Origin of the sequence: Xenorhabdus innexi, assembly GCF_002632485.1 — a bacterium.
Classification (GTDB): Bacteria; Pseudomonadota; Gammaproteobacteria; order Enterobacterales; family Enterobacteriaceae; genus Xenorhabdus; species Xenorhabdus innexi.
In genome coordinates, this window is sequence record NZ_NIBU01000007.1 from 1 (window position 1) to 15,647 (window position 15,647).

A 15,647-nucleotide genomic window follows, 5' to 3' on the forward strand; every position below is an offset into this window, starting at 1 on the left:
CGTGGTTTTGATTTATTGTTTGGCGACGATTATCAGATCATAAATGAAGCCTTTTTTCTATCTAAAAATAAACGGTTATTGCTTAAGATCCTGTCTATGTGAAAGCATAGCTATTTATCTATATTCCAGACAATTTACTCTATTGTAAACATAACGTAGTTTAAAATATTTTGGCTATAAGACACTTTATATACTCAATAAATTGTAAAAAATCATAAATAAAACATTAAGATTAGATGAGCATTTGCCAAAGAGCAAGGATGAAACAAAAAGTATAATAATATGTGCGATTGAAATACGAAATTTCATCAAAGATAGAGTTATCTTTATAATTTATATTAATCATGATATAGGATTTTAAAGTGGTATTACCTCAATATCTTATTAAGATGAGTATTACCAACTGGTTAATTTCCAGTATGGAAATATCAAATAAAATTATACCCAATAAAGTTTATAATTATATTTAGGTAAAAAGAGAGAATCTGCCCAGCCAATAACCGGCTTTCGATAAAAGGCAGATACTTTCCATTAATTCCTGCTTACCGTGTGTTCATAAAAACGATAGCCTATGATAACTCAGTAAAACTATATCAAGAATAACCTTTCTATGGTTTCCTAGACTTTGCAGAAATACTTTTCCACTAAAGCATATATAATAGCGATGGTTTCTATATCAGAGACACCATCATAGTTTGACTGGCGAAAATGCATCTGAAATGCTTTAATCAGATTTTTATAACCATCATTATCATTCAAGTCGGGAACATCATACCCATACTGATTGAATTTCTCTAAAATATCTGCTCTGTCAGGAAAAGACTGATTAAACTCTTTAATGTATTTTTGTTTTACTTCTTCGTCATACCATGCTCCAACCCCTGCTTCATATAACTCTTTCCAGGGAAAAGCCGGACCAGGATCACTTTTTCTGCCGACAGCAATATCAGAGTGCCCGATAACATGAGTCGGAGTAATATCTGGATATCGCTGTAGTATATTAATTGCCAACTCCTTGATCGCATTAATCTGATCTGGGTGATATGGTGGAAAAGTAAAAACACCACAATTATCACTGGCTTCATTAACAATTTCTATGCCAATAGATGTATCATTCAGGTTATTTCGCCCCGACCAACTACTCATGCCCGCGTGCCAGGCTCTTTCAAGCTCATCAACCAGATTAAATATATGAATACAGTCAAAGCCTGCGGCCTGATATGTTTGATCATCCGGGTTAGGCACTAAATAATGAGCACTGACACCTTCACCTGTCAGTGCCTCAACAGATTTTTGGAAATTCAATGCGGTGTAATGCATTACTAAAAACCGAGGACGGCGATTGAAACCTTTAATTGAACGGTATGAGTGATAATCAATTTTATACATAGATATGCTCCTTCTCTTTGACTTATCTTAGGGGATTAATAACAAGAAGCAATGCAGGAGAAAATTAAATTTTGAGAAAAAATAAGTAAGCATATCAATTCATCCTTCAGACATACTTACTATTAATCATGATATTAATATTGAAGACAATAAAACCTGATAATTTTTCTGATTTATCTACTGGATAGAAAATTACCTTCAATATCAATCAGAGTTCGATTTCGATATCAGAAAGGGGATAACAGCTACAGGGTAAAATCTCCCCCTCATTCACAAATGCTAATGGTTTACAAGGATACCCTATCTTCCCTTTCAGCAATCGAACACGGCAAGAACCGCAATATCCTTCACGGCATTGGTATTCAATCTGTACTTTGCCTTGTTCTAAAGCTTCCAACAGATTACTGTGAAGACTGGAAGAGTAATGGACAGATAATCCCTGCCTCGAAGGCAGGGTAACTTTGTAATCAGCCATATCAGAGTTCGAAACCGCTGAGATCCTCAGTATTGACTTCCGAATCAATCTGACCAACCAGATAAGAGCTGACTTCGACTTCCTGCGGAGCCACCTGAACATTGTCAGAAACCAACCACGAATTGATCCAAGGAATCGGGTTTGAACGGATTTCAAATGGCAGCTTCAAGCCGACAGCCTGCATGCGAATATTAGTAATATATTCAACATACTGGCTCAGAATATCTTTGTTCAGGCCAATCATAGAGCCATCTTTAAACAGATACTCTGCCCATTCTTTCTCCTGTTCAGCCGCCTGTACAAACAGGTCATAACACTGCTGTTCACACTCCTGAGCAATTTCTGCCATTTCAGGATCATCCTGACCAGAACGCAGCAGGTTCAACATATGTTGAGTGCCTGTTAAATGCAGTGCTTCATCACGAGCGATCAATTTGATGATTTTTGCATTGCCTTCCATCAATTCACGTTCAGCAAACGCGAATGAACAGGCAAAACTGACGTAGAAACGAATCGCTTCTAATGCATTGACACTCATCAAACATAAATAAAGCTGTTTTTTCAGTACGCGCAGACTGACTGTGATTTCCTGACCAGCAATGTTATATGTCCCTTCACCCAGTTGGTGGTAGTAGTTGGTCATTTCAATCAGATCGTCGTAATACTTCGAAATATCCTGAGCACGTTTCAGGATCTGTTCATTTGTGACAATATCATCAAATATAACAGCAGGGTCATTCACGATATTACGGATAATATGCGTATAAGAACGCGAATGAATTGTTTCTGAAAACGACCAAGTTTCAACCCACGTTTCTAATTCTGGAATAGAAATCAGTGGCAGAAATGCAACATTCGGGCTACGACCCTGAATAGAATCCAGCAACGTCTGATATTTCAAGTTACTAATAAAAATATGCTTTTCATGATCCGGCAGAGCGTTGTAATCAATGCGGTCACGGGAAACATCAACTTCTTCGGGACGCCAGAAAAACGAGAGCTGTTTTTCGATTAGCTTTTCGAAAATAGGATATTTCTGTTGATCATAACGCGCTACATTCACAGGCTGGCCGAAAAACATCGGCTCCTGTAATTGATCATTTTTTACTTGCGAAAAAGTAGTATAGGACATAGTTTCCTCAGATTAAATTTTACACGCGCCGCCTTCACAATCGGAATCAGCTGATTCGACAACTTCTTCCAAATCATCCTGAACATCTTCCGCACCATCTCGGGTATTGTGGTAATACAGTGTTTTCACACCATATTTGTAAGCGAGCAGTAAATCTTTCAGCAATTGGTTCATCGGAACTTTGCCGTTAGGGAAACGCGCTGGGTCATAGTTAGTATTGGCAGAAATTGACTGATCGATAAATTTCTGCATGATCCCGACCAATTGCAGATAACCGTCAATGCTTGGCATTTGCCACAGCAATTCATAAGACCTTTTCAGACGGTCATACTCCGGTACAACCTGACGCAGAATGCCATCTTTTGATGCTTTAATGCTGACGTAACCTCTTGGTGGCTCAATACCATTCGTCGCATTAGAAATCTGTGAAGACGTTTCCGATGGCATCAACGCTGATAAGGTTGAGTTACGTAGACCATATTGCAGGATATCGCTACGCAGAGCTTCCCAATCCATATGCAATGCTTCACTGGTCAACACATCCAATGATTTTTTATAGGTATCAATCGGCAGAATACCCCGTGAGTAAGTTGTTTCACCAAACCACGGACACGCGCCCTGCTCTTTAGCCAGCTTATTAGACGCTTTCAGCAGGTAGTACTGAATAGCTTCAAATGTTTTATGCGTCAGATTATTGGCACTGCCATCAGAATAACGAACACCGTTTTTCGCCAGATAGTAAGCAAAGTTAATGACACCAATACCCAGTGTACGACGCCCCATTGAACCCTGTTTAGCAGCAATAATCGGGTAATCCTGATAATCCAGCAGAGAATCCAGTGCGCGAACTGCTAAATCTGCTAACTCTTCCAGCTCACTCAGATTTTCAATGGCTCCGAGGTTGAAAGCAGACAACGTACATAATGCGATTTCGCCATTTTCATCGTTAATGTTATCTAATGGCTTAGTCGGCAATGCAATTTCCAGACACAGATTCGACTGACGAACAGGCGCGATAGCCGGATCAAACGGGCTGTGTGTATTACAGTGGTCAACGTTCTGAATATAAATACGACCGGTTGAAGCACGCTCCTGCATCATTAAGGAAAACAGTTCTACTGCCTTAACACGCTCTTTACGGATACTGCTGTCATTTTCATACTGTGTATACAGGCGTTCAAATTCATCCTGATCAGCAAAGAAAGCATCATACAACCCCGGTACATCGGACGGACTGAACAGAGTAATATCTTGTCCTTTGATCAAACGCTCATACATCAGCTTGTTGATCTGAACACCATAGTCCATATGACGGACACGGTTTCCTTCAACACCACGGTTGTTCTTAAGCACCAGCAGGCTTTCTACTTCCAGATGCCACATTGGATAGAACAATGTCGCCGCGCCACCACGAACACCACCCTGAGAACAGGATTTCACTGCTGTCTGGAAGTGCTTGTAAAACGGAATACAGCCGGTATGGAAGGCCTCACCACCACGGATCGGGCTGCCCAGTGCACGGATGCGACCGGCATTCACCCCAATACCAGCACGTTGGGATACATATTTTACAATCGCACTGGAAGTTGCATTGATGGAATCCAGGCTGTCACCACATTCAATCAGAACACAAGAACTGAACTGACGGGTTGGTGTACGAACGCCTGCCATAATCGGCGTTGGCAATGAAATTTTAAAGGTAGAAACCGCATCGTAAAAACGGCGGATATAATCCAGACGTGTTTCCTTCGGATAGGTGGAAAACAGGCATGCAGCTACCAGCACATACAGGAACTGAGCACTTTCATAGATTTCACCTGTAACACGGTTCTGTACCAGATATTTGCCTTCGAGCTGTTTAACAGCTGCGTAGGAAAAATCCATATCGCGCAGATGGTTAATAAAACTGTCCATTTGCTCGAATTCTTCTTTGGAGTAGTCTTCCAGCAAATGTTTGTCATACTTACCTAAATCGACCATACGAGCAACATGGTCGTATAACGCTGGCGGCTCAAATTGACCATAAGCCTTTTTGCGCAGGTTAAAAATGGCTAAACGCGCTGCCAGATACTGATAATCCGGAGCATCACCTGAAATCAGGTCAGCGGCAGCCTTAATCATGGTTTCATGAATATCGGATGTTTTAATACCATCATAAAATTGAATCTGGGAACGCAACTCTACTTGTGATACTGAGACATTTTTCAGCCCTTCGGCAGCCCAGGTGACAACCCGGTGAATTTTATCAAGATCAATTTGTTCTTTATGCCCATCACGCTTGGTTACTAGCAGACTCTGGTTCATGAGGAAATACACCTTCTTTTTCGTATCTCGCCTAGAATTGTTCTTCCTGTCCGTTGACAGCACAATGCCCCAAGATGACTGAAATCCTGTTGGGAACTAGTAGCAGTGAAACGTCCAGAAACACAATATATAGGGGGTGAATAAAACTGTAATAACAAGATAATGTAAATTTTGCGTTTTATCAAGTGTACAAGATCGGGAAGTTTTGTGGATAACTTGAGGATTAATTTTGTCAAAAAGCCGATAACCTGCGTAGTTACTTGATGTTACTTTCGCAAACCTATCGGCAGAAATTCAAAAATAAAAACTTAAAAATAATATCTATTTGCTGTTTTATTAATCCTTTAATTACTCATGTTAAGCAGATTGGGTATGAAGCATGTAATTCACATCCACATTGTGTCCAAGACGAAATTTATCTGTTAACGGATTGTAATGAAGACCAATAATATGTTGATCTTTCAAAGAAGTTTTATCCAGCCAGCCGATTAGCTCCGAAGGACGAATAAATTTTTTCGCATCATGCGTTCCTTTCGGCACCATGTTCAAAATATATTCAGCGCCGATAACAGCTATTAGCCACGCTTTTCTATTGCGGTTAATGGTGGAAAAAAACACATGACCACCCGGTTTAACCAATTTGGCACAAGCACGAATAACCGATGCCGGATCAGGTACGTGTTCCAGCATTTCCATGCAGGTAACAACATCGTAGGTGTGCGGATGCTGTTCGGCATGGCTCTCTACGGTTTCCTGCACATAAGTCACCGACATACCGGATTCCAGTGCATGCAGCCGGGCAACCTGCAATGGCTCAAAACCCATATCCAGACCGGTCACATCCGCCCCTTCACGAGCCATACTCTCTGACAGGATCCCGCCACCACATCCGACATCCAGCACTTTTTTACCGAAAAGCCCTTCGGCTCGTTGCAGAATATAGTTCAAACGTAATGGGTTAATACGGTGTAATGGCTTAAATTCACCGTCCAAATCCCACCATCGGGATGCAACAGCTTCAAATTTTTCGATTTCCTGTTGATCCACATTAGCATGTGACTGAGTGTGTGAATCGGGGGTTTTGGCGTTCATCAGCAATATCGCTCCTAGGAACTGCTTCACAGAAAACTGGTACACAGAAAACTGATTCACAGAAAATGTAACAGTATTATGGGGATGTGTGATAAGAAACTATTATACACACCTTAATCTTGAAATACCCGCATCTGATTTTTATAAAACTGTCAATTTGTGGTATAATTCTAAGCCTTTGAATTCGGAGTATGAGGGACAGTGGCTCCATGAGCGACATTGCCAGAGAAATCACCCCGGTCAATATCGAAGAAGAGCTGAAAAGCTCATATCTGGATTATGCGATGTCCGTTATTGTTGGACGCGCACTGCCAGATGTTCGAGACGGACTGAAGCCTGTACATCGCCGTGTACTTTTTGCGATGAATGTACTAGGAAATGATTGGAATAAACCCTATAAAAAATCTGCCCGCGTTGTTGGGGATGTGATCGGTAAATACCATCCACACGGCGACACCGCTGTTTACGACACGATTGTACGTCTGGCACAACCATTCTCCATGCGTTATATGCTGGTTGACGGTCAGGGGAACTTTGGGTCAGTTGACGGCGACTCTGCGGCTGCCATGCGTTATACCGAAGTACGCATGTCAAAAATAGCCCATGAATTGCTGGCAGATCTGGAAAAAGATACCGTCGATTTTGTGCCTAACTATGATGGCACAGAGCAAATTCCCGATGTCATGCCAACCCGTATTCCCAACCTACTGGTGAATGGTTCATCAGGGATTGCGGTCGGCATGGCAACTAACATTCCGCCTCATAATCTGTCTGAGGTGATCGACGGCTGTCTGGCTTATATTGATGATGAAAATATCAGTATTGAAGGCCTGATGGAATACATTCCGGGGCCTGATTTCCCGACAGCGGCTATCATTAATGGTCGTCGTGGTATTCAGGAAGCCTATCGTACCGGTCGCGGTAAAGTTTATATCCGTGCCCGCGCAGAAGTTGAAACTAACGATAATGGCCGCGAAACTATTATCGTCAGTGAAATCCCTTATCAGGTCAATAAAGCGCGCCTGATCGAGAAGATCGCTGAACTGGTGAAAGATAAGCGGATCGACGGGATCAGTGCATTACGCGACGAATCCGATAAAGATGGTATGCGCATCGTTATCGAAATTAAACGCGATGCAGTTGGTGAAGTGGTTCTGAATAACCTGTATTCCCTCACCCAGTTGCAGGTTTCATTCGGCATCAACATGGTTGCTCTGCATCAGGGTCAACCTAAGCTGCTTAATCTGAAAGACATTCTTTCTGCATTTGTCAGCCACCGTCGGGAAGTTGTCACCCGCAGAACAATTTTTGAACTGCGTAAAGCCCGTGATCGTGCTCATATCCTGGAAGCACTGGCTATTGCACTGGCAAATATCGATCCGGTGATCGAATTGATTCGTCGTGCTCCTACACCTGCTGAAGCAAAAGCAAACCTTATTACTCAGGCATGGGAATTAGGTAATGTTTCCGCCATGCTGGCGCAGGCCGGTGACGATGCAGCCCGCCCAGAGTGGCTGGAGCCGGAATTTGGTATTCGTGACGGCAAATACTATCTGACTGAACAACAGGCTCAGGCTATTTTGGATCTGCGTTTGCAGAAACTGACTGGTCTGGAACACGAAAAGCTGCTTGATGAATACCGCGAGCTGCTGAAAGTTATCGCTGAACTGATGTTCATTCTGGAAAGCCCTGAACGCCTGCTGGAAGTCATCCGGGAAGAGTTACTTGCCATCAAAGAGCAGTATAACGATAAACGCCGCACTGAGCTGACTGAAAATTCAGCAGATATCAACATTGAAGATCTGATCAATCAGGAAGATGTTGTGGTTACACTCTCCCATCAGGGATATGTAAAATACCAGCCTCTGTCTGATTATGAAGCCCAGCGCCGTGGTGGCAAAGGCAAATCCGCAGCACGTATCAAAGAAGAAGATTTCATTGAGCGTCTGCTGGTAGCCAATACTCACGATACAATTCTTTGCTTCTCCAACAAAGGCAAGATGTACTGGATGAAAGTCTATCAGCTGCCGGAAGCAAGTCGCGGTGCTCGTGGCCGACCTATTGTCAACCTGCTGCCATTAGGTCAGGACGAACGTATTACGGCTATTCTGCCAGTGCGTGAATATGAAGAAGGTCTGAATATCTTCATGGCAACGGCAAGCGGAGTCGTTAAGAAAACTAAACTCAGCGAATTCAGCCGTCCGCGTAGCGCCGGTATCATCGCCGTTAACCTGAATGAAGGTGATGAACTGATCGGTGTTGACCTCACTGATGGCAGCAATGAAGTGATGCTATTCTCTGCTCAGGGTAAAGTTGTCCGCTTCCTGGAAGAAGAAGAAGAAACACTGGAAGATGGTACGGTTCGCGTGAAAGGCGTCCGTGCAATGGGACGTACGGCAACCGGAGTCCGAGGTATTAAACTGGCTGAAGGAGACAAAGTCGTTTCCCTGATTATTCCTCGCGGAGAAGGGCAAATCCTCACTGTAACCGAAAACGGTTATGGAAAACGGACATCCGAGAAGGAATATCCGACCAAATCCCGTGCAACTCAGGGCGTTATCTCCATCAAAGTCAGTGAGCGTAACGGTAGTGTGATTGGGGCAATTCAGGTTGAACCAACCGATCAAATCATGATGATTACTGATGCGGGAACACTGGTACGCACCAGAGTGTCAGAAGTCAGCACTGTCGGTCGTAATACTCAGGGGGTCACCTTGATCCGTACGGCAGAAGACGAAAAAGTGGTTGGCTTGCAGCGTGTAGCTGAACCTGATGATGAAGAAGACGAAGACGGTAATATAGCCGCACCTTCTGATGAAGAAGGGAACGGAGCAGAAAGTCAGGAGTAATATCCTCTTTTTCTGATCTATTGATACATTAAAAAAGCGGGTATGAAAATACCTGCTTTTTTATGTAATTTTTCAGTACCAAACGCAACTTTGTATTCCCTGCTACACTAGTATATGCTGTTAACAGTTATTATTAATCACATTTTTATCAGGCGACCTCTTGAGATATCTATCTTCATTTCATACATCATTAAAGATATCCCGCTACCTTTTTCGGGTGCTTGGTTTTATGTTATGGGCATTAGGTGCCTTATTAACCAGTTTCTATCTGGCTAATATTTTTAATAAAGCTAAATCAGATATTCGTCAAGAATATAATACTTTTTACGATATAATGTTCTCCTATATTCGGAATACGACTAATTCTTTGCGTGATCTCCAATATATGACGGAAAAACATTTATCTCAAAAAAATGAAAAAAAACTGACTATTAACCTGCCATATAATAACCCCCATTTTTTATATACGCCGCTGAGCATAAACTCTAATTGTGACTTTCTGCACAATGATCCAACAAGTTACTTTAAATCATTAAATGAGCTGTTCTTCTTTTGGAAAGATAATATTGTTATGCCACAGGGTATCAATCAGATTTTTTTAGTCGATACTCAAAGTATGTGTATGGTGAACTTTCCAATTCGCGGCACAATAACAGAGCCTGACATACTAAAAAAAATGGTTTATGAGAACTACCGACGCCTGATATTTGAACAGGAACAAGGAAAAGAGCAAAATGCTTATTGGGCGGCACCAAATACAAGCTTAGATAGTGGCAGTTTTTATATTCTTGCTCCTATTTATAGCAACGGAAAAATGATTACATTGATAGGTGTAGAACAATCTATCAGACTAGATACTTTTATTCCCAGTCATAACAAAAATATTACTCTTACACTATTAAATGATTATAATAAACCTGAATTATATTTCCCTACAAGAAATAATAAACCAAACCTTATTGGTTACAATATGCCGATGCCTTATTTTGGCTATAGTGAAGATTTTTCTCATTTATTGTTAAAGCGGCGATTAGCACCTTCATCATTCAGCGTCATATATGCAGAACCCCTGAAGAATATCTTTAATGAATTCAAACTACAAATCATTAATAGTATTATCCTCAATATTACCTCTGCGGTTTTTATCATTTTTTTCGTTTGGTTATTTGAAAGGAAAATGTTCTCTCCTGCTGAAGATAACGCCCTTCGTCTTGAAGAGAATGAACAATTTAACCACAAAATTGTCGCCTCTGCTCCTGTTGGCATCAGTATTTTACGGATCAGTGATGGTGCTAATATATTAAGTAATGAACTTGCACATAACTATACCCAAATGTTGACGTTTGAAGATCAAAAACGCATTATTGATATCATTTGTGACAAAAGCAGCAGTTATATTGATGTTGTCACTAGCAATAATAATCATCTGCAAATCAGTTTTGTGCATTCACGCTATCGCAATGAGGAAGTCGCAATCTGTGTGCTGATTGATATCAGCACACGGGCAAAAATGGAAAAATCATTACAAGAAATGGCTTCAGCCGCAGAGCAGGCTAACCATGCAAAATCAATGTTTCTGGCAACAGTCAGCCATGAATTAAGAACGCCTTTATATGGCATTATTGGGAATCTCGAATTACTACAGTCCTATCCATTGTCATCAGAAGCTGCGCGATTATTATCGACAATGAATAATTCATCATCACTGCTGTTAAAAATCATTAGTGATATTCTTGATTTCTCCAAAATAGAATCTAACCAGCTTAGAATTGATGCTAAAGAATTTAGCTGCAAAGAAGTTATATCCCATGTAATTTCAAATTACCTACCTCTGATTGCGAAAAAAAATCTAGGGTTTTATTGCTATGTTGATCCAGATGTTCCTGACTATATTAATAATGATCCGGTAAGGCTCCAGCAAATTATTTCTAACTTGTTAAACAATGCAATTAAATTTACAGAAACAGGCTGTATTATTATATCCATTACAGTAAGATACGGCTATATGTATATCAGTATTAAAGATACAGGTCTAGGAATAGAAAATAGATTACAGGCTCAGTTATTTGAGCCATTTTTTCAAACCAGTACCAATAAAGAAAATGCATCACAAGGTACAGGGCTGGGTTTAGCTATTTGTGAAAAACTAATCAACCTGATGGATGGTGATATTGAATTTGTATCCCAACAATATGTTGGCAGTATTTTTTCTATCCGGCTTCCATTATATGGTGCGAGATACGATGAGAAAAAATACCGTGCTATTACATACTCTCCAAATCATACTCAACAAAAAATAGTCTTAGCTATTCATAATGACTGTTTAGAAAAATATCTGTACAATTTACTTACAACAGCAAATTTTCAAACTACTTTATACGACGCTGACCACGTTACTGACACTACATTTTTAGTCAGTGATAAACTTATTGAACCTAATAATTCTGTTCGTTATCGCATCGAAATATCCGAGCATCATATCGGAGAACCTAAAAATACTCACAATAATTATTGGCTGCATAACACTTATCAGATTAGCGATTTCGCTGACTTTATTGATAACCTACTGTCCGGCAATAGTTATATGATGCCTTCTCCTGCTTCCATAACAACAGCACCTGTCAAAGCAGATGATAAATTAAACACAATTAAAATTTTAGTTGTTGATGACCATCCTATCAATCGGCATTTACTGGTTGAACAATTAAACTCCTTAGGCCTTAAAACAGCAATGGCTCATGATGGGCTTGATGCTATCGAATACCTGAAAAATAACAAAACCGATATTATTCTGACCGATGTTAACATGCCCAATATGGATGGCTATGAATTCACAAGATATTTAAGAAGTGAAGGTTATACTAAACCCATTATTGGGATCACAGCGAATGCAATGGCAGAAGAAAGGCAACGTTGTGCTGATGTCGGGATGGATTATTGTTTACTAAAACCAGTCTCATTGACAAAATTGAAAGAAACATTAGTTTCATATATAAGATCGGCAACTTGAGTCACCGACCTTCTACTTAAAACAAATAACGGATTGCTATTTAACCATATCATTGTCAATGGTGACTGAAGATAAGTAATTAAGTAACGCAATATCGTTATCAACTCCCAGTTTTATCATCGCGGATTTTTTCTGACTACTAATTGTTTTTATACTGCGGTTAAGCTTCTTTGCAATATCTGTGACAAGTAGCCCTTCAGCAAATAAACGCAGTACTTCGCTCTCTTTTGGGGATAAGCGCTTATCTCCGTAACCATTAGCATTCACTTTTTCTAACAGTTTAGAAACACTCTCAGGTGTAAATTGCTTACCTTTTTGTAATGCGGAAAGTGCTTTGGGTAAATCAGTAGGCGCTCCCTGCTTTAAAACAATCCCCTCAATATCAAGTTCAAGTACTGCACTTAAAATAGCCGGATTATTGTTCATCGTCAGAACGATGATAGCCAATGTCGGATAATGGCGTTTAATATATTTTATCAAAGTGATGCCATCGCCATATTTGTCACCGGGCATTGACAAATCCGTTATGAGAACATCTGCTTCTATATGTGGCAAACTATTAATCAGTGTAGTTGAATTTTCAAACTCACCGACAATATTAATCCACTCAATTTGTTCAAGTGACTTGCGGATGCCAAATAAAACAATAGGATGGTCATCGGCAATAATGACATTAAGGTTATTCATATTATTGGTTACCTTGGCTGCAACAGCTTTGTGACAAAGGAATCAATACGGCTGATGCTACTTTTGATTTCTATTTCATTATTGTCTGCTATGTGTTGTTCCAACGCCTCACATGATGTTTTTAGCAATTTAAAGTCTAACATAGCAAACGCACCTTTAAGGCGATGTACCGTTTGCGAAAGTGATATTAAGTCATAGCGTTCCATATCAGTATACAGTTTAGTAACATCCATCGGTACCGTCTCTATAAATAATTTCCTGTAACTACTGTCTACCAACTGTGTGTAATAACTTTTAAGGATATTACAAAGATTGCTATCTATATTTTGAGCAAAATCTGATTCTGGTTCCAGATCTGAGGATATCTCGTCAGACTCGACTAAGTTTAAATTTTCTTCAATTAACAATGATATAGCATTGATAACATCACCTACAAAATTGTAATTACACTGAACCAAACCAGTTTGCATTTGCTTAAATCCTACTAAATTACCTACTAATAATATAGTTGGCTTTTTTGTTTTGTTCTGTTTATCGGTAAGAATAATGTCGTATTCTTCCGTAACATTTTCTGTGCTTTTTTCAAAATATGTTGCTCCATAATTATCAAGGTGATTATGGATTATTTTTTTTATTTCAGGGTTACTGATATCTATCAGGGCTATAATCCCTTCTAACAGTTGCGGGATCTCAACATCTTCATCTTGTTGAGACAGGGGTAAACTGACAACATAATGTGTTCCCAGCCCCAGTTTACTGCTAATTTCAAGATTTCCTCCCATTTTTTTACATAATTTATTGCACAAATAAAAAGCCAATCCAGAATTAGTATAATATTTGTCTTCTGCTAACTGATGTAAGAAAGGATAATTCAAACTGTTCAGATCCTTCTTGCTAAGGCCTGAACCGCTGTCAATTAACTCAATCTGTATGTAGCTGTTATTTTTACCAGAGCTACTGACATTGAGCGATATTTTACCATAACTGGTTGTTGTAATTGCATAATTTAATAATAATGAAACTATTTTGCTTAACGCTTTTCTATCACCATAGAATATGGACTCATGAGGAATATTAAAATGATAATAAGACTTCAGATTCTTAGCATTTAATGTTGGAAAAGATATTTTTAATATATTCTCCAGTTGCGAGGATAAAGAAAATATCTCATTAGTCGGTTTCCAATCATCCGATTCTAACTCATTGAGTAATGAAATATTTTCTACCCATTCTGTAATATATTCTGATTTTGCCAACAACCTATCCAGTGAATATTGGATATCTTCATCTTGTGATCTTTCTTTCAGTTGGATAACAATATCATTCAACTCCAGAATGGGTTTTTTTATTTCATTATTAACATTCAGCAGCATTGAACGTCTGGCGTATGCACTTTTCTCATATTCACGCTGAGCAAGCAGAAGACGCTTATTGATCATGACTTCCTGATCCCGATCCTGCAATAAAAAAAGATATGTTTCAGGTAATAAATTACTGCTATACATTTTCACTTCATAGACCGCATCCTCAATAGATGTCTGAATAACACCATGATGCTGTTCAGCCATGACTTTAACCTTATTCAAATCAAGATAAGGCATCAGCTTTTCAGCAATTTTGTTGCTGATGATTAACTGATTCGATGAAAAATCATAAACTAATAGCCCGATAGGTATATTAGAAACAATGTCATTCTCCAGAGAATCTTTGATTTTCAGCTCCTGATCCATTGAAGCGTTAGGCGTGATATATCGCTGACGGATATAAAATAACCCACTGAATGAGAGAAGTAAGAACAGCAATATAGAAAGCAACAGCCAAATATTTCTGAGCAATAAATCGACAACAAGTGCTTTCAATGGAACCTGATATATCAATTTATACGGCATCACATTAAGTGGCTGAGAAAACTCCAGCCAAAAACCGTTTAACGAAACATCAACTTTATTTGTTTTGTCGGTATTGTATTCATTATTTAAGTACAACCGAAAATTTGCCGGTGACATATCAGGCGGTAAAAGATTATTAATCGGCAGATCAAAAGCGATAACGGTGGTTAATTGCCCCGGTGAGTTGAATGCTGCTTTATAAGTATAGAAATAAATATTCTCTCCACGTAATACATTAATAGATGAAATACTTTCTCTTTCATCCAGTGCTATTGATTGAGCCAACATCTCAGAACGCTTAAAGTCAGAAGTCAGGGTCAGATAACTTTCCTTAAATTTAATTTCCGGCTTTAATATAGGATGAGTTGTCACCAATAATAAATTGTTATCCTTACCATTAAGGTAGTACATCGATTTATATTCGCTACGTGAACCCCAGAGAATTTCGAGATAATTGGACAATTTCTGCGCTAGTTGAATGCTTGAATCGTTGTAACGTCCAAAAATAATCGCATCTATATTTTTGCTATTGCTCTCTAGCCAATAAATATTAGGACTCACTTCCAGTGAGGGTGCTGCTTTCTGAGAAGAGAATGACGGCATATTAGATTGCTCAAAAATATTCTCTGCATGATAACGATAATCTTTAATCTGCAATCGCATTTTGTCTGCCACACTGCTGATAGCATATTTTTTCTCCATCAGCCAACTATCAAAATAGTTATACCCAAATAAAAATAGAGACGTAAAAAGCAGAATAATAAACAGTGCATAAAAACGGGGGATAGCAGATGGCTTAATTGTTGCTTGTTTATACATT

At 39.4% G+C, this 15,647-nt stretch carries 9 protein-coding genes; 2 read left to right on the forward strand and 7 right to left on the reverse strand.

Features of this window, described 5'->3' with window-relative positions:
- Positions 1 to 618: 618 nt before the first annotated feature.
- From Xinn_RS04095 to ubiG, 5 genes are all read right to left on the reverse strand, one after another.
- The gene (locus Xinn_RS04095) at positions 619 to 1,389 is read right to left on the reverse strand and encodes an N-acetylmuramoyl-L-alanine amidase (RefSeq protein WP_086956283.1); all 771 of its coding nucleotides are present in this window, start codon (positions 1,387 to 1,389) and stop codon (positions 619 to 621) included.
- Between the two features lie 208 nt (positions 1,390 to 1,597).
- On the reverse strand, positions 1,598 to 1,864 hold the full coding sequence (yfaE, locus tag Xinn_RS04100; RefSeq protein WP_086956282.1) for a class I ribonucleotide reductase maintenance protein YfaE: 267 nt from the start codon (positions 1,862 to 1,864) through the stop codon (positions 1,598 to 1,600).
- A 1-nt stretch (position 1,865) separates the two neighbouring features.
- Entirely contained in the window at positions 1,866 to 2,996 is a 1,131-nt protein-coding gene (nrdB, locus tag Xinn_RS04105; protein WP_086956281.1) for a class Ia ribonucleoside-diphosphate reductase subunit beta, read from the reverse strand.
- 12 nt (positions 2,997 to 3,008) lie between these two features.
- The gene (gene nrdA, locus Xinn_RS04110; RefSeq protein WP_086956280.1) at positions 3,009 to 5,300 is read right to left on the reverse strand and encodes a class 1a ribonucleoside-diphosphate reductase subunit alpha; all 2,292 of its coding nucleotides are present in this window, start codon (positions 5,298 to 5,300) and stop codon (positions 3,009 to 3,011) included.
- 357 nt (positions 5,301 to 5,657) lie between these two features.
- Positions 5,658 to 6,392 (reverse strand): bifunctional 2-polyprenyl-6-hydroxyphenol methylase/3-demethylubiquinol 3-O-methyltransferase UbiG, encoded by a 735-nt coding sequence (ubiG, locus tag Xinn_RS04115; RefSeq protein WP_086956279.1) that lies wholly within the window; start codon positions 6,390 to 6,392, stop codon positions 5,658 to 5,660.
- 209 nt (positions 6,393 to 6,601) lie between these two features.
- On the opposite strand from ubiG, the gene gyrA reads away from it, so the two are divergent.
- On the forward strand, positions 6,602 to 9,241 hold the full coding sequence (gyrA, locus tag Xinn_RS04120; protein ID WP_086956278.1) for a DNA topoisomerase (ATP-hydrolyzing) subunit A: 2,640 nt from the start codon (positions 6,602 to 6,604) through the stop codon (positions 9,239 to 9,241).
- A gap of 160 nt (positions 9,242 to 9,401) precedes the next feature.
- Positions 9,402 to 12,251 carry a two-component system sensor histidine kinase RcsC gene (gene rcsC, locus Xinn_RS04125; protein WP_086956277.1) on the forward strand — a complete coding sequence of 950 codons (2,850 nt, stop codon included), beginning with the start codon at positions 9,402 to 9,404 and terminating at the stop codon, positions 12,249 to 12,251.
- 36 nt (positions 12,252 to 12,287) lie between these two features.
- Here the strand turns inward: rcsC and rcsB are convergent, their stop codons facing one another.
- Entirely contained in the window at positions 12,288 to 12,938 is a 651-nt protein-coding gene (rcsB, locus tag Xinn_RS04130) for a response regulator transcription factor RcsB (RefSeq protein ID WP_086956276.1), read from the reverse strand.
- An 8-nt stretch (positions 12,939 to 12,946) separates the two neighbouring features.
- The gene (gene rcsD, locus Xinn_RS04135; RefSeq protein WP_086956275.1) at positions 12,947 to 15,646 is read right to left on the reverse strand and encodes a phosphotransferase RcsD; all 2,700 of its coding nucleotides are present in this window, start codon (positions 15,644 to 15,646) and stop codon (positions 12,947 to 12,949) included.
- Position 15,647: the final 1 nt, after the last annotated feature.